The 22,625-nt window shown below is 68.0% G+C and carries 19 protein-coding genes; 14 read left to right on the top strand and 5 right to left on the bottom strand.

What is annotated here, in order from left to right; genetic code table 11:
* The first annotated feature begins 222 nt into the window (after window positions 1-222).
* The 6 genes from FB478_RS16235 (at window position 223) to FB478_RS16210 (ending at window position 7,342) form a co-directional block, all read left to right on the top strand.
* Window positions 223-1,128: a cytochrome c oxidase subunit II gene (locus FB478_RS16235; RefSeq protein WP_144601116.1), complete on the top strand. Its 906-nt coding sequence runs from the start codon at window positions 223-225 to the stop codon at window positions 1,126-1,128.
* A gap of 15 nt (window positions 1,129-1,143) precedes the next feature.
* A complete protein-coding gene (gene ctaD / locus FB478_RS16230; protein ID WP_186447817.1) occupies window positions 1,144-2,898 on the top strand; it encodes a cytochrome c oxidase subunit I in 1,755 nt (584 codons plus the stop codon).
* A 182-nt stretch (window positions 2,899-3,080) separates the two neighbouring features.
* Window positions 3,081-4,136 carry an iron ABC transporter substrate-binding protein gene (locus FB478_RS16225; RefSeq protein ID WP_018768822.1) on the top strand — a complete coding sequence of 352 codons (1,056 nt, stop codon included), beginning with the start codon at window positions 3,081-3,083 and terminating at the stop codon, window positions 4,134-4,136.
* Window positions 4,137-4,140: 4 nt separating this feature from the next.
* Complete coding sequence (locus tag FB478_RS16220) at window positions 4,141-5,730, top strand: iron ABC transporter permease (protein WP_026265696.1); 1,590 nt, start codon at window positions 4,141-4,143, stop codon at window positions 5,728-5,730.
* Window positions 5,727-6,884 carry an ABC transporter ATP-binding protein gene (locus tag FB478_RS16215; protein WP_186447816.1) on the top strand — a complete coding sequence of 386 codons (1,158 nt, stop codon included), beginning with the start codon at window positions 5,727-5,729 and terminating at the stop codon, window positions 6,882-6,884. The genes FB478_RS16220 and FB478_RS16215 overlap by 4 nt, the downstream gene beginning before the upstream one ends.
* A 197-nt stretch (window positions 6,885-7,081) precedes the next feature.
* On the top strand, window positions 7,082-7,342 hold the full coding sequence (locus FB478_RS16210) for a hypothetical protein (RefSeq protein WP_018768825.1): 261 nt from the start codon (window positions 7,082-7,084) through the stop codon (window positions 7,340-7,342).
* 14 nt (window positions 7,343-7,356) lie between these two features.
* Here the strand turns inward: FB478_RS16210 and nhaA are convergent, their stop codons facing one another.
* Both nhaA and FB478_RS16200 read right to left on the bottom strand, forming a co-directional pair.
* Entirely contained in the window at window positions 7,357-8,709 is a 1,353-nt protein-coding gene (nhaA, locus tag FB478_RS16205; RefSeq protein WP_056392746.1) for a Na+/H+ antiporter NhaA, read from the bottom strand.
* Window positions 8,710-8,792: 83 nt separating this feature from the next.
* Window positions 8,793-9,491 carry a PAS and ANTAR domain-containing protein gene (locus tag FB478_RS16200; protein ID WP_056392745.1) on the bottom strand — a complete coding sequence of 233 codons (699 nt, stop codon included), beginning with the start codon at window positions 9,489-9,491 and terminating at the stop codon, window positions 8,793-8,795.
* Window positions 9,492-9,940: 449 nt separating this feature from the next.
* Between FB478_RS16200 and FB478_RS16195 the strand changes: the two genes are divergently transcribed.
* The 8 genes from FB478_RS16195 to FB478_RS16160 all read left to right on the top strand — a co-directional run bounded on the left by FB478_RS16195 (window position 9,941) and on the right by FB478_RS16160 (window position 19,192).
* Complete coding sequence (locus FB478_RS16195; protein ID WP_144601127.1) at window positions 9,941-12,076, top strand: heavy metal translocating P-type ATPase; 2,136 nt, start codon at window positions 9,941-9,943, stop codon at window positions 12,074-12,076.
* A gap of 32 nt (window positions 12,077-12,108) precedes the next feature.
* Window positions 12,109-12,624 carry a hypothetical protein gene (locus FB478_RS16190; RefSeq protein ID WP_144601115.1) on the top strand — a complete coding sequence of 172 codons (516 nt, stop codon included), beginning with the start codon at window positions 12,109-12,111 and terminating at the stop codon, window positions 12,622-12,624.
* Window positions 12,625-12,677: 53 nt separating this feature from the next.
* The gene (locus FB478_RS16185) at window positions 12,678-13,310 is read left to right on the top strand and encodes a DUF305 domain-containing protein (protein WP_144601114.1); all 633 of its coding nucleotides are present in this window, start codon (window positions 12,678-12,680) and stop codon (window positions 13,308-13,310) included.
* A 142-nt stretch (window positions 13,311-13,452) separates the two neighbouring features.
* Window positions 13,453-14,145: a protein-tyrosine-phosphatase gene (locus FB478_RS16180; RefSeq protein ID WP_056392737.1), complete on the top strand. Its 693-nt coding sequence runs from the start codon at window positions 13,453-13,455 to the stop codon at window positions 14,143-14,145.
* Between the two features lie 133 nt (window positions 14,146-14,278).
* On the top strand, window positions 14,279-15,433 hold the full coding sequence (locus tag FB478_RS16175) for an LCP family protein (protein WP_134164081.1): 1,155 nt from the start codon (window positions 14,279-14,281) through the stop codon (window positions 15,431-15,433).
* 219 nt (window positions 15,434-15,652) lie between these two features.
* Window positions 15,653-17,338, top strand: coding sequence for an alkaline phosphatase (locus FB478_RS16170; RefSeq protein WP_144601113.1), 1,686 nt, complete (start codon window positions 15,653-15,655; stop codon window positions 17,336-17,338).
* A 131-nt stretch (window positions 17,339-17,469) separates the two neighbouring features.
* Complete coding sequence (locus tag FB478_RS16165; protein WP_018768835.1) at window positions 17,470-18,261, top strand: histidine phosphatase family protein; 792 nt, start codon at window positions 17,470-17,472, stop codon at window positions 18,259-18,261.
* Window positions 18,245-19,192 carry an NAD(P)H-hydrate dehydratase gene (locus FB478_RS16160; RefSeq protein ID WP_186447822.1) on the top strand — a complete coding sequence of 316 codons (948 nt, stop codon included), beginning with the start codon at window positions 18,245-18,247 and terminating at the stop codon, window positions 19,190-19,192. Before FB478_RS16165 ends, FB478_RS16160 begins: the two co-directional genes overlap by 17 nt.
* Before the next feature lie 177 nt (window positions 19,193-19,369).
* Here the strand turns inward: FB478_RS16160 and FB478_RS16155 are convergent, their stop codons facing one another.
* The 3 genes from FB478_RS16155 to FB478_RS16140 form a co-directional block, all read right to left on the bottom strand.
* Window positions 19,370-19,792, bottom strand: coding sequence for an Hsp20/alpha crystallin family protein (locus FB478_RS16155; RefSeq protein WP_134164084.1), 423 nt, complete (start codon window positions 19,790-19,792; stop codon window positions 19,370-19,372).
* 529 nt (window positions 19,793-20,321) lie between these two features.
* Window positions 20,322-21,962 (bottom strand): FAD-dependent monooxygenase, encoded by a 1,641-nt coding sequence (locus tag FB478_RS16145; RefSeq protein WP_144601112.1) that lies wholly within the window; start codon window positions 21,960-21,962, stop codon window positions 20,322-20,324.
* A 13-nt stretch (window positions 21,963-21,975) separates the two neighbouring features.
* The gene (locus FB478_RS16140; RefSeq protein WP_144601111.1) at window positions 21,976-22,539 is read right to left on the bottom strand and encodes a hypothetical protein; all 564 of its coding nucleotides are present in this window, start codon (window positions 22,537-22,539) and stop codon (window positions 21,976-21,978) included.
* Window positions 22,540-22,625 lie beyond the last annotated feature (86 nt).

Raw genomic sequence — 22,625 nt, 5'->3', positions numbered from 1 at the left:
CGTGGGGGGGGGGGGTCGGGGGGGGTGTTTGCTGTGTGATCCAACCCTGGGTGACGCGCCTTTGGGGTGCAGTTCCCGGGCGGGCCCCCCCCCCCCCGCGCCCCCCCCCCCCCCCCCCCCCCGAAAACCTCTTCCCATCAGCATCCGCCCCGGCGTAGGGTGGGGCACACAACTGCTGGTCCCGGGGCCAGCAGTGGGCTCATGCAGTTGGGCTTCTGGAGCATGCCGGAGGGACCACAGGTGGGTAGGAAACCATTCAAAAACCAAAGCGTGCGGCGCCTGGCAGGACTGGGCGCTGGCCTTGGTGTGTTGCCGCTGCTGGCCTCCTGCTCCGCCGAAGTGTCCCGCGGCTTCCTGCCCGGGAACCGTGACACCACCAACAACACCGCGCTGATCACGGACCTGTGGGTCAACTCCTGGATCGCTGCACTGGTGGTGGGCATCATCACCTGGGGACTGATGATCTGGGTCATCGTTGCCTACCGGCGCCGGAAGAACACCGTAGGGTTCCCCGCGCAATTGAGCTATAACCTTCCGCTGGAAGTGTTCTACCTGGCCATCCCGCTGATCGTCATCGGCGTCCTGTTCGTCTTCACGGACCGGGAACAGCGGGCCATCGATGCACGCTACCCCAACCCGGACGTGGTGATCGACGTCTTCGGCAAGCAGTGGTCCTGGGATTTCAACTACGTCAAGGAACAGGTCCACGAGGACGCCGGACAGCAGGCCCACCTGACGGGCGACTGGGGCACCCCGGACCGGCTGCCCACCCTCTACCTGCCGGTGGGGAAGAAAGTGGAACTGCACCTGCAGTCGCGCGACGTGCAGCATTCCTTCTGGGTGGTGGATTTCCTGCAGAAACGCGACCTGTATCCGGGCCACGAACAGTACAACCCCTACATCAACATCACCCCCAACCGCGTGGGCGAATACATGGGCAAGTGCGCCGAACTCTGCGGCGAGTACCACTCCGAGATGCTCTTCAAGGTCCGGGTGGTGAGCCAGCAGGAGTATGACAGCCACATCGCGGACCTGAAGGCCAAGGGCAACACGGGCAACCTGGGCGCCGACTACAACAGGGCACCGATGTCGGCCCCGTCACCGCAGGCCCCGGACGCAGCACAGTAAAGGAGGGCACCGAACATGACCACCACAGGCCAAAGAATGGGCGGAACCGCAGCCACGGCGGCACCGGCAGTGGTCCGGCGCTCCAAAGGCACCATCATCGTCAACTGGATCACCTCCACCGACCACAAGACCATCGGGTACATGTACCTGATCTCGTCCTTCGTGTTCTTCTGCGCCGGGGGCGTGATGGCCCTGCTGATCCGTGCCGAATTGTTCGAGCCCGGCATGCAGATCCTGCAGACCAAGGAACAGTACAACCAGCTGTTCACCATGCACGGCACCATCATGCTGCTGATGTTCGCCACCCCGCTGTTTGCCGGGTTCGCCAACGTGATCATGCCGCTGCAGATCGGCGCCCCTGACGTGGCCTTCCCGCGCCTGAACGCGCTGGCCTTCTGGTTCTTCCTGTTCGGCTCCACCATCGCGGTGTCCGGCTTCATCACCCCGCAGGGCGCAGCGTCCTTCGGCTGGTTCGCCTATGCGCCGCTGTCGAACACGACGTTCACCCCGGGCATCGGCGGTGACCTGTGGGTCTTCGGCCTGGCACTGTCCGGCTTCGGCACCATCCTGGGCTCCGTCAACTTCATCACCACCATCATCTGCATGCGCGCCCCGGGGCTCACCATGTGGCGGATGCCCATCTTCACCTGGAACACCCTCGTCACCGCCATCCTGGTGCTCATGGCATTCCCGCCGCTGGCCGCCGCCCTGTTCGCGCTCGGCGCGGACCGCAAGTTCGGCGCCCACATCTTCGACCCGGCCAACGGCGGCGCCATCCTCTGGCAGCACCTGTTCTGGTTCTTCGGCCACCCAGAGGTGTACATCATTGCGCTGCCGTTCTTCGGCATCGTGTCGGAGATCTTCCCGGTCTTCAGCCGCAAACCCCTGTTTGGCTACAAGGGCATCGTGTACGCCACCATCGCCATCGCAGCCCTGTCCGTGACGGTGTGGGCCCATCACATGTACGTCACCGGCGCGATCTTCCTGCCGTTCTTCGCCTTCATGACCATGCTCATCGCGGTGCCCACCGGCGTGAAGTTCTTCAATTGGATCGGCACCATGTGGGGCGGGTCGCTGACCTTCGAAACGCCGATGCTCTGGAGCATGGGGTTCCTGGCCACGTTCCTGTTCGGCGGCCTCACCGGGATTATCCTGGCTTCGCCGCCCATGGACTTCCACGTCTCGGACACCTACTTCGTGGTGGCGCACTTCCACTACGTGGTGTTCGGCACGGTGGTGTTCGCCATGTTCGCCGGGTTCTACTTCTGGTGGCCCAAGTTCACCGGCACCATGCTCAACGAGCGCCTGGGCAAGATCCACTTCTGGATGCTGTTCCTGGGCTTCCACGCCACGTTCCTCATCCAGCACTGGCTGGGTGTCCTGGGCATGCCCCGCCGGTACGCGGACTACATGCCGGAGGACAACTTCACCGGAATGAACCAGTTCTCCACCATCGGGTCGTATCTCCTGGGCGCGTCCCTCATCCCGTTCTTCTGGAACGTCTACATCACCTGGCGCGCCGGCAAGAAGGTCACCGTGGACGATCCCTGGGGCTTCGGCGCTTCGCTGGAGTGGGCCACCTCTTGCCCGCCGCCGCGGCACAACTTCACGTCCCTGCCCCGGATCCGTTCGGAACGTCCCGCCCTGGACCTGCACCACCCGGAGCTGAGCGTCCGGCTCCACCCGTCCGAAAACGCCCCCGGGGAGAGCCTCCTGGGTGCCGCGGACATTGGGGAGCACGACGTCCACGACCCCAACCCGAACACCTAGCGGACCATCAGAATTACGTCATGCCTTGTTTGCGTAATTGATGTGAACCTCATCACTTAAAGCGCTTTCCGGCTTGGAGCTTAGGTTTGCCTACCCTACAGTTTCCTGACATAGGCACCGTTTACCGGCGCCCATCAGGACTTAGGTTCAAGCAGACTTTTTCCCCACCGAAAGCAGCCTCAATGAAGATCCGCAACAGCGCGCTGGCCGGCATCGCACTCGCCGCCACCGCCGCTCTTGGCCTGACCGCCTGCGGCGGCGCCACCCCCGCCGGCAACGGCTCGTCTTCCGCTTCCGGCGGCGCCGCCGCGGGCGGGATTACGGTGTACAACGCCCAGCACGAGAGCCTCACCAAGGAATGGGTGGATGCCTTCACGGCCGAAACCGGCATCAAGGTGACCCTCCGGCAGGGCGATGACACGGAGATGTCCAACCAGATCATCCAGGAAGGCCAGGCGTCCCCCGCGGACGTGTTCCTCACCGAAAACTCCCCCGCCATGACCCAGGTGGAGAACGCCGGCCTGTTCGCCGACGTCAACAAGGACACCCTGGCCCAGGTCCCCTCCGAATTCACCCCCTCCACCGGGAAGTGGACGGGCATCGCCGCACGCTCCACCGTCCTGGTCTACAACAAGACCAAGCTCACCGAGGACCAGCTGCCCAAGTCCATGCTTGACCTGGCCAAGCCCGAATGGAAGGGCCGCTGGGCTGCGTCACCCACCGGCGCGGACTTCCAGGCCATTGTCTCCGCACTGCTGGAACTGAAGGGCGAGTCCGCCACCGAGGACTGGCTCAAGGCCATGAAGGACAACTCCAAGGCGTACAAGGGCAACAGCACGGCCATGAAGGCAGTGAACGCCGGTGAAGTGGATGCCGCGCTGATCTACCACTACTACTACTACGGCGACCAGGCCAAGACCGGCGAGAACTCCAACAACGTCACGCCTTACTACTTCAAGAATGAGGACCCGGGCGCCTTCCTGTCCGTCTCCGGCGGCGGCGTGCTCAAGTCGTCCAAGAACGCTGCAGCCGCGCAGGCCTTCCTGAAGTTCATCACCGGCAAGAAGGGGCAGGAAGTCCTGAAGAACGGCACGTCCTTCGAGTACGCCATCGGCTCTGATGTGCCTGCCAACGACAAGCTGGTTCCCATCAAGGACCTGCAGGCCCCCAAGGTGGACGCTGCGAAACTCAACTCCCAGAAGGTCAGCGATCTGATGACCCAGGCAGGACTACTGTAATTCCGTGACCTCCGATCTATCGGCTCCCCCACGGCGGAGCACGACGACGGCGGGCCGGGGCACACGCCCCCGCCCGCCTTTCGGCGTTTCCGCGGTGTCCGTCGTGGCGGTGCTGATCGCCCTCTTCTCCCTCATCCCGCTGGGGTACGTGGCCTACATGACGGTGGCAACCGGGTGGGACACCGCCGTCGGCCTCATCCTGCGCCCCCGGGTGGGCGAACTGCTGCTGAACACCCTGCTCCTGATGGCTGCCACCATCCCGCTGTGCCTGCTGCTTGGCGTCGCGGGGGCATGGCTGGTGGAACGGACCAAACTGCGCGGCCACCGAATCTGGGCAGTCCTGCTGGCCGCGCCGCTGGCCGTCCCGGCGTTCGTGAACAGCTACGCCTGGGTGTCGGCCATCCCGTCGCTGGGCGGCCTGGGCTCGGGGATCCTGATTTCCACCCTCTCCTACTTCCCGCTGGTCTACATTCCGGCGGCAGCCACCCTGAGCCGGCTGGACCCGGCCATAGAGCAGTCGGCCGCCGCGCTGGGACTGGGCGCCTGGCGGGCCTTCTTCCGGGTGGTGCTCCCCCAGCTGCGGATCGCACTGACGGGCGGCGCGCTGCTGGTGGGGCTGCACCTGCTGGCCGAATACGGCGCCTTCGCGATGATCCGCTTCGACACCTTCACCACCGCGATCATGACCCAGTACCGGTCCACGTTCAACGGCGCCGCCGGGAACATGCTGGCCAGCGTGCTGGTGTTCTTCTGCCTGCTGCTGCTGGTGGCCGAAGTCCGCAGCCGCGGCACGGCACGCTACGCGAGGATCGGTTCAGGCGTGCAGGCCAAGGCTCTGCGGCTCCCCCTGCATGCCTACCACGTCCCCGCGCAGCTCTTCCTGCTGGCGCTGACCGCCCTGGCGTTCGGCCTCCCGCTGTTCTACGTGCTGAAGTGGATCCTGGCCGGCGGGGCCGAGGCCTGGACCGCCTCCGAATTCCTCCCCGCACTACTTGCCACGTTCTGGTACGGGCTCCTCGGCGCCGCAGCCACCATCGTGGTCGCCTTCCCCATGGCCTACCTCGCGGTCCGGAGGCCCGGCTGGTTCAGCAAGTCCCTGGAACTGTCCAACTATGTCACCAGCTCCATGCCCGGCATCGTGGTGGCCCTGGCCTTCGTCACCGTCAGCATCCGCTTGGTACCGGGGATCTACCAGACGGCGGGAGTGCTGGTGGCCGCATATGTTCTCCTGTTCCTTCCGCGGGCCCTGGTGAACCTCCGGGCCGGCCTGGCACAGGCGCCCAAGGAACTCGACGAGGCAGCACAGGCGCTGGGCAAGCCGCCGCTGCTGGCCTTCATCCGTGTCACCCTGCGGCTCACGGCTCCGGCCGCCGCGGGCGGGGCTGCCCTGGTGTTCCTGGCCATCGCCAACGAACTTACCGCCACGCTGCTCCTGTCCCCCAACGGCACCCGGACCCTGGCCACCGAGTTCTGGAGCAAGAGCAGCGAAATCGACTACGCCGGCGCCGCACCCTATGCCCTGCTGATGATCCTGCTTTCCGCACCCATGACCTATCTCCTCTTCCAACAGTCCAAGAAAGTAGCCGGACAGTGACAGCACCATCGACCCGCAGGCTGCCCGAGCCGCGGGTGGCACCCTCAGTGGCCGCAACCACCAACAGCCACCTGCAGATCACGGACGTCACCAAGAACTTCGGATCGCAGGCGGTCCTGAGGGGCGTCAACCTGTCCGTGGCCAAGGGCGGAACCACCGCCATCGTGGGACCGTCAGGCTCCGGCAAGACCACGCTCCTGCGCCTGATCGCCGGGTTTGAGCATCCGGACACCGGCAGCATCTCGCTCAACGGGACCCTGGTGGCGGGTGAGGGCGCTTGGCTGCCGGCGCACAAGCGCCAGATCGGCTACGTGGCCCAGGACGGTGCCCTGTTCCCGCACCTCACCGTGGGCCAGAACGTTGCCTTCGGCCTTGATGCGGCAAAGCTTGAAGGCGGCAGGCGGGCCGTGGCAGCACGCGTTGCCGAACTCCTGGAAATGGTGTCCCTGGATGCCGCCATGGCCAAGCGCCGGCCGCACCAGCTCTCCGGCGGCCAGCAGCAGCGGGTTGCCCTGGCCCGGGCGCTGGCCCGTGAACCGGAGCTGATGCTCCTGGACGAGCCCTTCTCCGCCCTGGATGCCGGGCTCCGCGTGGCCACCCGCCGCGCCGTGGCCAAGGTGCTGGCCGAGGCCGGCGTCACCACCATCCTGGTCACGCACGACCAGGCCGAGGCCCTCTCCTTCGCCGACCAGGTGGCCGTGATGCGCGGAGGCAAGCTGGCCCAGATCGGCAACCCCTTTGTGGTGTACACCCGCCCCGCAGACCGCGCCACCGCTGAATTCCTGGGCGACGCCGTCATCCTGGACGCCTGGCTGGAAGGGTCCCTGGCCACCTGCTCCCTGGGCGGCATCCCGGTGCGCAGGCCACCGGCGCAGGGACGGGTGCAGCTGATGCTGCGGCCGGAACAGATCCGCATCGCCGAAGACGGCCCCATCCGCGGCGTGGTGGTGGACACCGACTACTTCGGGCCCGAAACCACGGTGCGGCTGAAGCTGAACGTGCCCCAGGAAGTGGCAGAGCACGCCGACCACCGCTACCCCGGCGGCGGCGAAGTGATCACCATCCGGCACTGGAACGCGTCGATCGCGCGGCCCGGCATGGAGCTGTGCCTGCGGGTTGTGGGCGAAGCCGTCGCGTTCCCGATCGAGGACTGAGCTGCGGCCTGCCGCGCTCAGCTGCGTATCAGAAGCTTGTCCGCACATCCGAAGCTACAGGGCACAGATGGACGAACAAGCTTCTGATCGGTGCGCCCGCCCCTGCTGACACAGAAAAAACACCGGGCGGAAACACTCCGGCAACCTCGTCAGGGCAAGCTGTGCTTACGGGGATACAACAGCAGGAGGCAGCCCACATGGAGGCACAAGGAGTACGTACCGCCCAGCTCCGCATCGGGGACCAGATTGAGGCATGGCACCGCGGCAGGCTCTTCCACAAGGGACGGGTGACGGACGTCGTCCCGCACCTGGAACTCTTCTGGATCCTGGACGCCCGCACCGGCACCCGCAAGCTGCTGGACCCCGAGGCCCTGGAGATCCGCCACGTGGAAGCCCCTGCCGAAACGGGAACCCAGGTATCAGCCAAGACCCAGGCAAAACCACTCGCCCCCGCCTGAAGCCCGGCGAAGGGTCAGGTGCGTTCCTGGTAGACGTCCGGGACGCCGTCGTGGTCCGAATCCACCCTCTCAAGCTCTTCGGCGACCCGGTACTGCCGGTTCCGGGTCCGCAGCACAGCCGTGGCCAGCAGCGCGGCGATCAGTGACGCAGCCAGGATGCCCACCTTGGCGTGGTCGTCATGGAGGCTGCCATGGCCGAAGCTGAGCTCCGCCACCAGCAGGGACACGGTGAACCCGATCCCTGCCAGCAGCGCCACGCCAAACACATCGATCCATTTGAAGGAGCTGTCCAGGCTGGCCCTGGTGGCCTTGGTCAGGATCCACGTGGTGCCCATGATGCCCACCGGCTTGCCCAGGACCAGGCCCAGGATGATACCCAGCGCCACCGGGTCCGTCAGGGCCGAGCCCAGGCCCTCCCACCCGCCAACGGCCACGCCGGCGGAGAAGAACGCGAAGATGGGAACGGCCACGCCGGCGGAAATCGGCCGGAACCGGTGCTCGAAGATCTCGGCCAGTCCGGGCCCTGCCTCCGGGCCGCCGGAGGCCCGGGACCGGATCACGGGAATGGCGAAGCCCAGGAGCACCCCGGCCACGGTGGCGTGGATGCCGGAGGCGTGCACCAGCGCCCAGGTCGCGGCACCCAGCGGCAGCAGGATCAGCCAGGCGGCAACTGCGTGGCGGCCGAAGAACCGGCGGTACTTCTGGGCCAGGAAGGTGTAGACCGCCAGCGGGATGAGGGCCAGGAGCAGCGGCGCGGCCTGGATGTCGCTGGAGTAGAAGAACGCGATGATGGTGATGGCAATCAGGTCATCCACCACGGCCAGCGTCAGCAGGAAGATCCGCAGGGCGCTGGGCAGGTGGGATCCGATGATGGCCAGGACAGCGACGGCAAAGGCAATGTCCGTTGCGGTGGGGATGGCCCAGCCGCGCAGAGTTTCCGGGCTGGCGAGGTTGACGACGGCGTAAATCACCGCCGGGACAGCCACGCCGCCCACGGCGGCCGCGACGGGCACGATGGACTTGCTGACTTGCCGCAGGTCGCCGGCAACGAATTCGCGTTTGAGTTCCAGGCCCACGAGGAAGAAGAAGATGGCCAGCAGCCCGTCCGCTGCCCAGGCCCCCAGGCTCAGGTCCAGGTGCCACGGCTCATAGCCCACCCTGAGATCCCGGAGGGCAAAGTAGCTGTTCGACGCCGGGGAGTTGGCCCAGATGAGGGCAATCACGGCAGCCAGGACCAGGAGGGCTCCACCCACGGTTTCCTTGCGGAGGATCTCCCCGATGCGCAGGGCTTCGGCGTAGCTGCCGCGGGCGAAGACGGTGGAGCCGAAAAACTTGTTCCTGCTGGGCGTGGGCGGGGTGGAGGTCATGAAGGCGTCCTTAAATCCGGGTTCGGCAAATCCATGCCGACCAGACTTCCCGGCGCACCTCCACGTATCCTACCGGGTACCGGCTACCCGGCGCGGCGGCCCCCGGCGCGCTCTGCCCGGCCGTTCATGCGTTCTGCCCGGCTGTTCAACTGGATGGCCCGCACGGCCCGGTCGAGGTAAGTCCGGGCCTCCGGGGAGTTGGCCAGCTGCACCAACTCCGCTGCCACCACCACCAGCTTGACGTTGCGGTGGCTGCTGGTGCTGACCAGCATCTGGAAGGCGTCGTCGGAGCCGAGCTTCAGCTGCCCCATGAGGATGCCCCTGGCCTGGTCGATCAACGTGCGGGTTGCGGTGGCACCCACCACGGCCTCGCGCGCAGCCTCTTCAGTTTCGCGCTGCAGCGTCCGGCTGAGGTCCACCGTCACGCCTTCGAACGCCGCCAGCGTTCCATCAGCGGCCAGGATCGCCTCGCCGGAGGTGAGCACACGCCTGGTCCGGCCGCGGGCATCGACGATCCGGTGGTACATGCAGAAGAACCCGCCGGTGGTCGATACCTGCGCCAGGATCTCCTCGCACCGCTCCCGGTCATCCGGGTGCTTGTGGGACAAGATCAGTTCCATGCTGGGGACAACATCGCCGCGCTGGTAGCCGTGCAGCCGGAACATCCCGTCCGACCAGTGGAAGGTTGGGCCTGCAGGCCCCATCTCCACCCTGAAGATGCCCGCATCGCTTTCACTGTCTCTGAGCGCACTCGAATACGTGTATAGGTTGCTGAGCTCCATCACAGGTCCACCCTCCCGCACACCGGCCAGCCCCCCCCTATGGGAGCGGGCTCTCGTCACTACTCCCAGTATGGTCGCCCCGCGCGCCGGAAGGTAGGGCGGGATGCCCTATGGATGCACCGGACACATAGAGTAGGAACCCTTGCCACTTATACCCCTAGGGGGTATATTGGTGGTGTTGTCAGTGAAGTGGTATGTCCCGGCTGGTGCCCACACCGGCCTTCACAGCCGTTCAACCCCAGCGCCCCTTGATTCCCTCAACGGATTGGAACTGACATGAACACCGGGAACCGCCCCCAGCTCCCCCTCGCTTCCTCCGGCTGCAGCTGCTGCGCCCCTGCCGGCGCCGCGGAACCGGCCACCACCCTGCCCGCGCCTGAGGCACAAAAGCGCCCTGCCGCCGTCGGAAATTCCGATCGCCTGGCAGCGGCTTCCTCGAAGGAGGAATGATGCAGGACCATCACGACATGCAGCACCAGGGCGGCCCGCACGACCATCACCAGCCACCCAGCGGAACCCTGACCCAGCCGCCGTCGCACGGCGCCGGGCATGGACAACACGGCGGCCGCAGCGACGACGACCATACCGTCCACACGCACGGCCAGCACGCCGGGCACAGCACAGCCATGTTCAAGGACCGGTTCTGGCTGACGCTGGTCCTGGCCGTTCCGGTGGTCTATTTCAGCCCCATGATGGGCGACCTTTTGGGCTACATGCCGCCCGAGTTCCCCGGTTCCGCCTGGATCCCGCCGGTCCTGGGCACCGTCATCTTCCTGTACGGCGGCCAGCCGTTCCTCAAAGGCGGCCTGCAGGAGCTCAAGGACCGCGCTCCGGGAATGATGCTGCTGATCGGCATGGCCATCACGGTGGCCTTTGCCGCTTCCTGGGTCACCAGCCTGCGCATCGGCGGCTTCGACCTGGACTTCTGGTGGGAGCTGGCGCTGCTGGTGGCCATCATGCTGCTGGGCCACTGGATCGAGATGCGTGCCCTCGGGTCGGCGCAGGGTGCCCTGGATGCCCTCGCGGCTCTGCTGCCGGACGAGGCCGAACGCATTACGGACAGCGGCACGGAAACCGTCCCCGTTTCCCACCTCAAGACCGGCGACCTGGTCCTGGTCCGCCCCGGCGCCCGCATGCCCGCGGACGGAACCGTGGTGGACGGGCAGGCTGAGTTCGACGAGTCCATGATCACGGGGGAATCCAAAACCGTGGCACGCGGCGCCGGCGACCCGGTGGTGGCCGGAACCGTGGCCACGGACAGCAGTGTCCGGGTGCGCGTCACCGCCGTGGGCGACCAGACCGCCCTGGCCGGGATCCAGAGGCTGGTGGAAGAGGCGCAGGCGTCGTCGTCGCGTGCCCAGGCACTGGCAGACCGCGCAGCGGCCTTCCTCTTCTACTTCGCCGCCGGCGCCGGTGTCCTGACCTTCATCGCCTGGACACTGCTGGGAAGCGTTCCAGACGCCGTCACCCGCACCGTCACCGTCCTGGTCATCGCCTGCCCGCACGCCCTGGGTCTGGCGATACCCCTGGTGATCGCCATTTCCACGGAGCAGGCGGCCCGGGCCGGGGTGCTGATCAAGAACCGGATGGCGCTTGAACGGATGCGCACCATCGACGTGGTCCTGTTCGACAAGACCGGCACGCTGACCACCGGTGAGCCGGAGCTGAAGGACGTTGCCGTGGCCGGCGGCGTCGGGGCGGACGCCGTGCTGGCCCTCGCCGCCGCCGTCGAGTCGGACAGCGAGCACCCCGTGGCGCGGGCCATCGTCCGCGCCGCCAGGGCCCGGAGCCTGCCACTGCCCCAAGCCACCGGTTTCACCTCCCTGCCGGGCCGGGGCGTCCGGGCCAGCGTGGACGGCCGCACCGTGCACGTGGGCGGGCCTGCGCTCCTGCGCGAGCTCGGCGTCGTCGAACCCGAGGCCCTGGCCTCAAGCACCCGGGCGTGGATGGACCGCGGAGCCGCCGTGCTCCACGTTGTCGACGGCGGCACGGTCCTGGGTGCCGTGAGCCTGGAGGACGCGGTGCGGCCGGAGTCGCGGCAGGCTGTGTCCGCCCTGCAGCGGAGGGGCGTCAAGGTGGCCATGGTCACCGGTGATGCGCACCAGGTGGCGCAGGCCGTGGCGGCGGACCTGGGCATTGACGAAGTGTTCGCCGAGGTCCTGCCCGCGGACAAGGACAAGAAGGTGGCCGAGCTGCAGGGCCGCGGGCTGAAGGTGGCCATGGTGGGCGACGGCGTCAACGACTCGCCGGCGCTGGCACGCGCGGAGGTGGGCATCGCCATTGGCGCCGGAACCGACGTCGCCATGGAATCGGCGGGCGTGGTGCTGGCGGGGAACGATCCGCGCGCAGTGCTGTCCATGGTGGACCTGTCCCGGGCCAGCTACCGCAAGATGTGGGAGAACCTGGTGTGGGCCACGGGCTACAACATCCTGTCCGTGCCGCTGGCCGCGGGCGTCCTGGCGTTCGCCGGGGTGGTTCTGTCCCCGGCTGCCGGGGCTGTGATGATGTCCGCGTCCACCATCGTGGTGGCCCTGAACGCCCAGCTGCTCCGGCGCCTGAAACTGAACCCGTCTGAGGTACGTTGAACAGCATGGACAGATCGGAAGGAGGGACAGCCATGACCACCCGCGCCGTGGCGTCCTTCCTCCGCGCAGCCTGGCTGCTGGCCGCCACCCTGGCCGTCATCGCCGGGCTGCTGGGCATGCACGTGCTGACCGCCGGGCATGCTTCGCACGGGCCTGTTGCCCAGGGCATGGATACGCACAGCGCGGCGTCGCACAGCATGGCCTCCCACAGCATGGCCTCCCACAGCGCTGACTCCCCCGCGGCACCGGCCGGGGCCGCCGCCGTCGTGCATTCCGCGGTTGGGGACCATCCCGGCCACGCGGCCGCCCCGGCTTCCACCGACCCGCCGGCCCTGGCGCCGGGCACCTGCGGCAACTCCTGCCCGGGGGCGCAGGAGTCGGGGGCGCCCTGCGTGCCGTCGGTCCCCGGCGGCCCCGTGACGGTCCTCCCGCCGCAGGCAACCCTTGCCGTCCTTCCGTTGCTGCCGGCGGCCGGCAACCCAGGCTCTTCCTACGGGTACCTGCCGCCCAGCCCATCACCGTGCGACCTCTCCATCAGCCGGACGTAAACCGGACTGCGCCCTGTACCCCGGCCCAGTTCCACTACATCCCTGAAGGACCCATGAACCCCACTATCAAAACCCTGTCCATTGCTGCTGCCCTGGCGGCTTCCCTCGGCCTGGCAGGATGCGCGGCCAATGCCGGCTCCGGCAACGGCATGCCCATGGACCACGGCAGCTCCAACCCCATGTCCAGCACGATGCCAAGCGCCGGCACCATGCCCAGCGCCAACGCCGACCATAACCAGGCGGACATCATGTTTGCCCAGATGATGATCCCGCACCACGCCCAGGCGGTGGAGATGAGCGGCATCATCCTGGCCAAGCCGGACATGCCCGCAGAGGTGACCGCGCTCGCCACCAAGATCAAGGCGGCGCAGGCACCGGAGATCGCGCAGATGACCGGCTGGCTCAGCGGGTGGAACGTGCCCACCATGATGAGCGACCACTCCGGACACGGCATGACCGGCATGGTGGACGACGACGGCATCGAGAAGCTGAAGTCTGCCACCGGTACCGAGGCCGCGCGGCTGTTCCTCGAGCAGATGATCGGGCACCATGAGGGCGCCATCGACATGGCCCAGCAGGAGATCAGCGCCGGCAAATTCCCGGACGCCGTGAAGCTGGGCCACGACATCGTGGACGCGCAGCAGGCGGAAATCACGCAGATGAAGCAGCTGCTGACCACCCTGTAACCGGCACTTCCGGCCGCCGGGCAGTCCTGCGGCGCGGCGGCGGCACCTGACCTCGGGAGCCCGCCGCCGCGCCGTTGCGTGTTAAGTTGAAAGGCACGGGTCCGGACCGGATCCGCCAGCAGCTGGGAAAAGAGACATCTCCTTGGACACTTCCGCACCAGTACGAATCCTGACCGTCTGCACCGGCAACATCTGCCGCTCGCCGGTGGCCGAACGGCTGCTGCAGGCAGGACTCGACCAGGTGGTGCCGGGTGGTTTCCAGGTGTCCAGCGCCGGCACCCGCGCCCTGGTGGGCGAACCCATGCAGCCCATTTCAGCGGACATCGTGCGGACCTTTGGCGGTGATCCCGAAGGGTTCGCGGCACGGCAGCTCACGCCCAGGATCCTGCGGGGCGTTGACCTGGTGCTCACCATGACGTCCGGGCACCGCGGCGAGGTCCTGCAGCTTGATGCCTCCCTGCTCAAGCGGACGTTCACCATCCGCGAGTTCGCCCGGATGCTTGATGTCCTGGCCCAACGGGCCTCCGGGACAGATGCCCAGCGGGCCGCCGTCGAATCTTCCCCAGGTGCGCTTCCGGGCGGCGACGCGTCCGACGGCGACGCCCGGCTGGCTGCCAACGCCGCCTTGTGGCGCGGCTTGCCGGCACGGGCCGCCGGGGTGCGCCACCTTTCGCTCCCCGCCGACTCCGCAGACAACGACATCGTGGACCCGTACCGCCGTGCGCCGGAGGTGTACCGGGAGATGGAGGACCAACTGGCCCCCGCCATTGTCTCCATCCTGCGCCATGCCCGCCTCAACGCCCCGGTCCCCGGGACCGCGCCCCAGTCGCCCTAGCGGAACAGCGTTACAGCAGCTCGACGCCGAACCGGATGGAACCTTCGCAGGTGACAGTTTGGATAACCTTGTAGCCAACCGGGGCGTGCCCGACGCACACTGAACCCACCAAACACAATGAGGTGGAGGCGTCATGAGCATCCCAGGCGGTTCTGATCCATCCGGGCCCGGTAACTCCGGGAACTCCGGTTCCCTGCCGCCGGGTTCCTCCGGTTCCCACCGGCCGGCCTGGCTGGCGGCTCTGGGCCGCCGCCGCTGGGTCGCCGCCCTGGTGGTGCTGGCACTTGTGGTGGCTGCCGGAGTCGCGGTCTTCAGCCTGAGCCGCTCCGGCCAGCAAGCACAGCCTGCAGCCACCCAAACCGAGTCGCCCAACCCGACGCCGACGCCCACGCCCACCCCGACCCCCTCTGAAACTCCCCCGCCCGCTCCTGCTCCCCCACCGCCGCCTGCCCCGATCCCGGACCTGCCCGCCACCCCGATGAACATCCTCGTCATCGGCAGCGACATCCGTGACACTCCCGCACGCGACGCCGCCGCCCACACTGCAGCCACCGGTGAACCCTCAGACCAGAGGGCGGACACCCTGATGGTGGTCCATGTCCCTGCCGACCGCCGGAACCTCTACCTCGTCTCCATCAACCGCGACAACTGGGTGGACATCCCGGGCTTCGGCAGCGCCAAGATCAATTCCGCGCTCCAGTATGGCGGGATCGACCTGCAAACCGCCACGGTGCAGCAGCTGCTGGGAATTACCATCGACCACACCCTGATGCTCGACTTTGGCGGGTTCAAGCTCCTGGTGGACGGCCTGGGCGGCATCGACGTCAATGTGCCGATGTCCTTCCAGTCCTCGATCGAAACCCAGCACGTCTTCACCCAGGGCATGAACCACCTGGACGGACAGGCCGCCCTGGAATTTTCCCGCGAGCGCTACGCGTTCTCCGACGGCGATTTCCAACGGGTCCGCGACCAGCAGATCATGCTCCGTGCCATCCTGGCCCGCCTCACCGGGGGCAGTGCCCTGAACGACGTGAACGCGGTGCGGTCGCTGGTTGATTTCGCCTCCTGCTGCCTCACCGTGGACAAGGGTTTCGATCCCGTCCAGGCAGCGATCCTGGCCTACAGCCTGCGCAATCTGGATACTAACGCCATCGGCACCATGACGCTTCCGACGGCGGGCTCCGGCTTCGTTGCCGGGCAGTCCGTGCTGTTTCCCGACTATGGAGGGATCGCGGCCGTGGGGGCGGCACTTCGGGAGGGCCGGATCGGCGACTTCGCGAGGCCTTAGGGCACGCCAGCGACACGCTTAGTCACTGGCGACGCGCATATTCCCCGGCGCGGCAATATTTGGGGTGCGCCGATGACTTTGGGCGTCGCAGCGGAATTTGCGCGTCGCCACTGCGGCAATACGCTCCGGACGCGGCCGCCACGCCTTGTTCAGCAGCGGCTTACCCGGGGTTCACCGGCGGGACAGAGTCTGTGCGCCCGCCGGAGCGAACCTGAGGGCATGACTGAGAACTCCCGCGCCACCGTTTCACGCCGCACCGTCGTCAAGGGGTCGGTCCTGGCCGCCGCGCTCGCATCCGTCCCGGCCGGTGCCCAGGCAGGCACCACACCGTCAGGCGTTGCGCTGGTCCGCAACCGCCTGACCCTGCCCAGCGGCATCGCCACCGGCGACGTCACCTCCGATTCAGCCGTCCTGTGGTCCCGCGCGTCCGGCGCAGGCCGGATGACGGCAGTCCTGCGGGCCGTGGACGACGGCGGCCAGGTCCTGCGCGGGCGCGGCGCCTTTGAGCGGGTGCTCCGCGGGCCCCGGGCCACCCAGGCGTCCGATTTCACCGCCAAGATCCATGCGGGAAACCTGCCGTCCAACACCCGCTTCGCACTGGACATCAGCTTCGAGGACGACGGCGGGGCGGCCGGCGAGACGGTCCGCGGCAGCTTCCGCACGGCGCCGGACGCCGGAACGATCAACGGCACGGGCCGCACCGGTGGCACCAGCAGCGGCGGCGACGTCCCGGCGTCGTCTGCCCAAAGCTTTGTGTGGACCGGCGACACCGCTGGCCAGGGGTGGGGCATCAACGAGGAGATCGGCGGGATGCGCGGCTACCGGGCCATGCACCAGACCCGCCCGGACTTCTTCATCCACTCCGGCGACACCATCTACGCCGACGGGCCCATCGCCGAAAGCGTGGTGGAAAAGGACGGCCAGGTGTGGCGGAACCTGGTGACAGAGGAGGTCTCCAAGGTGGCCGAAACGCTCACCGAGTTCCGCGGCCGGCACCGGTACAACTCCATGGACGCCAACATGCGGGCCATGTTCGCTGACGTCCCCGTGATCGCCCAGTGGGACGACCACGAGACCCACAACAACTGGTACCCCGGCCAGATCATCGATGACTCCCGCTACACGGTGCGGGACGTCAACACCCTGGCTGCCCGCGGCCGGCAGGCATGGCAGGAAAACATGCCCGTCGCGGACAGCTCGGCCGTCTGGCGCCCGGGAACGTTCGACGACGCCGGCCAGTACCAGCCCGCCCGGATCTACCGGAAAATCAGCCGCGGACCGCAGCTGGACGTCTTCTGCCTGGACATGCGCACCTTCAAATCGCCCAACACGGACGGCAAGGAGCCTTACGCCACCTCCATCCTGGGCCAGGAGCAGGTGGACTGGCTGATCCGCGAAGTTTCGAAGTCAAAGGCGACCTGGAAGGTGATCGCCGCGGACCTGCCGCTGGGCATCGTGGTGCCGGACGGCCCGGTCAACCAGGAGAGCCTGTCCAACCTCGACGCCGGCGCCCCGTTGGGCCGTGAGCTGGAAATTGCCGCGGTGTTGAGCGCCTTCAAGCGCAACGGCGTGAAGAACACGGTGTGGCTCACCGCCGATGTGCACTACTGCGCCGCCCACCACTACTCCCCCGAACGGGCAGCCTTCACCGGCTTCGATCCGTTCTGGGAGTTCGTGGCCGGGCCCATCGCCGCGGGATCATTCGGCCCCAACACGATGGACGGCACGTTCGGGCCCGAGGTGGTGTTCTCGAAGGCAGGGCGCTTTGCCGGGGAGTCCCCGCGCGGCGGCGAAAACCAGTTCTTCGGGCACGTCCAGTTGGATGCGGACAACAGCTTCACCGTGAGCCTTCGCAACGCCAACGGAGCCACGGTGTTCTCCAAGGTCCTGACGCCGGAGCCGTAGCTTCAGGTCCCCCGCGGCACTGTTGCTGCGCCGACGGCGGCCGTTATTTTCCGCCGCCCCCTGGGTACGCCGTTGGTAGTGTTCCTGCAAATCGGCACGGCATTCGGGCACGGCGAGGACGGGGTGGTTTCTTGAAGGGTGAATCAGCAAAAGACGACGGCCTGACGGAGGCCGTCCAGCAGGCCGGGGCCGTGGAGCTGCTCCTGATCCGGCACGGCGAGAGCGAAGGCAACGTGGCGGCCACCGAGGCCCGTGCGGCCGGAGTGGAAGTCATCGAGGTTCCGGCCCGCGATGCGGACGTGGACCTGTCGGCAACCGGGAGGGAACAGGCCAAGGCGCTGGGTATCGCCCTGGGCCGGACCGCCGGGGAGTTCCGCCCTGACGCCGTGGTGTCCTCCCCCTATGCCCGTGCCCGCCAGACCGCTGAGATTGCGGTGGAAACAGCCGGCTGGCCGCTGCAGGTGCGCACGGACGAGCGGCTCCGCGACCGCGAACTCGGCATCCTGGACCGGCTCACGCGGCTGGGCGTGGAGAGCCGCTACCCCGAGGAATCCGAACGCAGGGACTGGCTGGGAAAACTGTATTACCGGCCGCCGGGAGGGGAATCCTGGGCGGACGTGGCGCTGCGGCTGCGGTCCGTCCTGGCAGAGCTGAACGGCCTGGGCACCGGCCAGCGGGTGATGCTGGTGTGCCACGACGCCGTGATCATGCTGTTCCGGTACGTGCTGGAGGGGCTGAGCGAGAAGGAACTGCTGGACCTGGCAGCCACGGAGGCCATCCTCAACGCTTCGGTGACCCGGTTCGTCCGCCCCTCCGGCGTTGGGCCGTGGACGCTGGAGAGCTTCAACGTTGCCGACCACCTGGCCGAGCAGGGCGTCACCGTCACCGAGCATGCCGGAGACACCAGTGTCCGGCCGCGGTGAATCCTCCGGCGCCACCCTGGTGACGCCGTCGCTCCTGCGGGACTGGCCGCTGCCGGCACCGGGCGCGGACAAGTATTCCCGTGGCTCAGTGCTGGTGGTGGGCGGTGCCCGGGCCACCCCCGGCGCCGCCCTGCTGGCCGGCACCGCAGCGCTGCGCGCGGGCGCCGGAAAGCTGACCCTGGCCGTTGCCGGGTCGGTGGCCGTCCAGCTGGGGGTCGCGCTGCCCGAGTGCGGTTCCATCGGCCTGCCGGAGACTGCCGGCGGCTCGGTCAAACCGGAACTGGACAGCATCCACTCCTACGTGGACCAGGCGGATGCCCTCCTGGTGGGGCCCGGCCTGGACGACCCCGACCTTGCCGGTGAACTGCTGGAGGCGTTGCTTAAGCGCGAGGCCGGCGGCGGCCACGGCGGTGGCGGCAACCCCGGTGGTGGCGCCGGCAGCAGGCAAGGCGCCGCCGTCGTCCTCGATGCCTACGCGCTGGCCGCGCTGGTACACCTGGAGGACCAGCTGGACCCGTGGCGCGGCCGCCTCATCCTCACACCGAATCCCACGGAGGCCGGCATCCTGCTGGGGCGGGACACGGATGACCTCGAGAAGGACCTGGCCGAAATCTCCGAACGGTTCGACGCCGTAGTCAGCTGCCAGGGGCTGATCACCCAGCCGCCAGGGCTGAACCCCGACGAGCCGGACCTGTGGAAGATCACCACGGGGTACGGCGGACTGGGCACCTCCGGCAGCGGGGACGTGCTGGCCGGGGCCATTTCCGGGGTTCGTGCCCGGGGAACCAGCAGCGCGCAGGCAGCCTGTTGGGGTACCCACCTGCACGCAGCCGCGGCAGACAGGCTGGCCAGCAGGCTGGGCCCGCTGGGGTTCCTGGCCCGTGAACTTGCCGACGAACTGCCGGCGCTGATGCTGGAACTGGGCACCTGACCCTTGACGTGGACCGCCCGGACATGCGGACGGCCCCCGGCCAAAGCCGGGGGCCGCCGTGTCGGGAGGTCAGGGCCTACGCTGCCGTTGCGCTGTTTGGCGCTGTGGCGTGCACAGAATGGCGATTCGCCCCAAAAAGGCAGTCAACAGATATGGCCGCCTCCCGGTCCTTAAGGTCTAGGCAGCGATTTCCTGCTTTTCCCCCTTCGTTTCGATTTCGATCTTGCGCGGCTTGGCCTTTTCGGCGACCGGGATCCGCAGCGTCAGGACACCGGCGTCATAGCTGGCCTTCACCTTCTCTGTGTCCAAGGTGTCGCCAAGAATCAGCTGGCGGCTGAAGACGCCGCGCGGCCGCTCAGCGGCAATCAGCTCGGTATCCTTGCCAGCGGGATCGGGACGCTCCGCCCGCACCGTCAGGACGTTCCGTTCGACATCCACGTCCACCGAGTCCGCCGTGACACCCGGCAAATCAAAGGCCACGACGAATTCCTGGTCCTCGCGCCATGCATCCATCGGCATCGCCGCCGGACGTGCAGTGGTTCCGAGGACTTGCTGGGTTAGCCTGTCCAGCTCGCGGAACGGATCGGTTCGCATCAACATGGCTTCCCTCCTCGTGAGAGTTGATCCAACATCCACGTCAGTCGATCTATATTCGCTGACATAGATTTTTTAGCACCGTGGAAGCAGGTCCGCAAGAGGTTTGGGTGCCGATTCCTGAAGAATTTTTCGGTCCTGCAGGCTTCGGATTTCGGCCTTTTACCCGGGCACACGGAAGGGGCCTCTTGCACAGCTCCTGCTGTGCAAGAGGCCCCTTCCGGACTAGGTTCTGTCTTCTCCGGTCAGTCCCTGGTGGGGTCCGGACGCAGCGGTGCGGGCCCTGGATCCGGGACGGGCAGCGGGCCTGGGGGCGCCGGCGCGGGGAACGGATTGGGAGACGGCGGGCCGGGCGGGCGCGGCTGGGTGGGATCCGGCGATGTGGGCTCCGGACCGGGTTCGGGCGGAAACGGCTCGGGTTCGTGCACTGGCGGGATGGTCATGGAACTTCCCCTCTCACGCTGGGCGGATGTGCCTTGAACTGAACAGAATACGCCTGCGGCCCGCCGGCAACTACCCTCCAGTCCGGCGCCGTTTAGTACAGCGCTGATTGGTCCGGGACGGCGCCGACCAGCCGCAGCCAGCCGCGCAGCTGGGCGGAGCCTGCCTCCCCACAGCGGAAACCGACGTATCCGTCCGGGCGGACCGCCACAACGCCCCGGCCCGGGTGGCTGTCGAGGCGGTGGACATGGAGCAGGGGACCGGGTCCCGTCCGTGACCGCAAGGTGGGGCTACCGCCAAAGGCACCAGGGCCGGCGTCGCGTTCCAGCAAAAGGTGGACGCCGGGCACGGCGGTCAGTTCGTGTAGGCAGGCCGCCCGCCCGCCGACCGTCACGGGCGCATCCGGCAGCCGCTCGCCGGGCCTCGGCCACCCGGCGGCGCGCGGCGTGCCGTCCAGGGAGATGGCACTGTTCCGGTAGCGAACGAATGGCTGGGACAACAGCCTGATGCCCTGGGAGGTGAGCCACTGCCGGCGGAGCAGCACCGGCAGGACCGGAGCGAACGCGGGCAGGAGGCTCCGGGCCAGGCGGGCCGCCGGGTGCAGCGAGGCTTCGCCGAAGAAGATGACGTGCGTCAGCGCCAGCACGCGCCGGGCCGCGAGCCGCCGCTCGTGCCCATAGGTTGCCAGCAGTTCCGGGAGCGGCCTGCCTGCCGTCGAGGCGAAACCGAGCTTCCACCCGAGGTTGAGGGCGTCCAGGATGCCGTTGTTCATGCCCTGCCCGCCCGCAGGCGAGTGGGCGTGCGCGGCGTCGCCGGCGAGGAAGAGCGGAGTGTTTTCGAACGTGCTGGCCAGGCGGTGTTGAAGCGGGACCTGGGCCGACCAGCGCACGTCCCGGACGGCAGCACCCAGTCCCGACTCCCGGAGCAGGCGGGCCACTTCATCCGGCGGAACGGGCGGACCCAGCTGTCCGAAGCCGGCGGTGGATTGCGGCAGCGCCGGCCGGGTGGCCAGCATCCGCCAGGTGGCGCCCTCGCCCAGCGCGAAGAGGAAGGCCAGTCCCCCGGTCCCGACGGCCACGTGCAGCAGGCCAGGGTCCAGGGTGCCATCAAGCTCCAGGTCCGCCAGGACCGCCTCCACCCGGTACGGGGCACCCCGCCACTGCGCGCCGGTGAAGCCGCGGACCGTGCTGGACTGCCCGTCGCATCCGGCCAGGAACCGGGAAGCGTGGCCGCCGGCTCCGCCCCCGGCATCGCGAAGCTCCGCATGCACCAGGCCAGGCCCCGGGCCACCGCCGGTATCCAGGGTGCCCTCCGGTCCCAGTCCGCAGAACTCCACGCCCCAGTCCACCGGCACGCCCCTGGCCTGCAGTGCCTGCCAGAGCACGTCCTCGACGTCGGCCTGCCGGACCAGGGTCAGGTGCGGAAAGGCGGTATCCGGGAGGTCCGCGTGGCCCAACCGGGCTTCGACCACGCGCCGGCCGAAGTGTATGCGTGCCAGGGGCGTGGTGTCGGCCCGGTCCAGCAACGCGTCGGTCACGCCCAGCGGGCGAAGGCCCTCCAGTGCCCGTGCATGCAGCATCATCGCCCGGGACGGCCTGACACGGTGTTCGCGCCGGTCCACCACCCGGACCGTGGCTCCGTGGGCGTGCGCCTGGAGGGCCGTGGTGAGCCCGGCGGGACCGGCGCCTACCACCAGAAGGTCGGTGTCCGCCGTCGTGCGTTGCCTGCCTGCCATACCCGCCCGGCCGTCATGCCTGGCCGAGAAGCCGCCACCAGGCGTGGTCCTGGGTGGCTGCTTCCTGCATCCGGGCGGGGTTTGCGAGCACCTCGTCGCGGCGCAGCCCGGGAACCACTTTGTAGCTGATGGACCCGGGGACGCTCACCAGTTCCAGGACGCGCCAGAGGGCCGCAGCATAACTTCGCGCCCGCTCGGCACCGTCCCATTCGTACAGGCCGCGGTAAGCGCCGAAGGTGTCGTGGGCGCACCACAGCTTGGAAACAAAGCCCGGGAACCCGACGAAGAGCGGGGTGTTCAGCAGGCTTTCCGCCTCGAATAGCCGGTGCGCCCGGCCCCGGACCAGGCGCAGCGTGAAGGCCACCACCAGGATGCAGGGCTCGCCGGGCTGCCGGTCGACGGCGGTCTCCCGGTAGACCCGCGAGGTGCTGCCGTCAGCGAAGCGCAGCACCCGGCCCACGTTTTCCTTTGGAAGATGCACCTGCCTGCGGACCAGCATCACGCACGACGTTCCCATGCAGCGGGTCACCGCCAGCCATGCTTTGGCGCGGGGAGCCGGTCCGGATTCGGGGGTCATGGTTTCTCCTTTTCCCTGCGGGACCCTTTCAGGGTGCCGGGAACCGCGGGCAGGATCCCAGAGTCTTTCGCCCCATTCGGGGCGTC

The organism is Arthrobacter sp. AG367 (assembly GCF_007828995.1).
Lineage (GTDB): Bacteria > Actinomycetota > Actinomycetes > Actinomycetales > Micrococcaceae > Arthrobacter.
The sequence above is the reverse complement of the archived record's forward strand: the minus strand, read 5'-3'. Positions and strand labels throughout refer to the sequence as shown.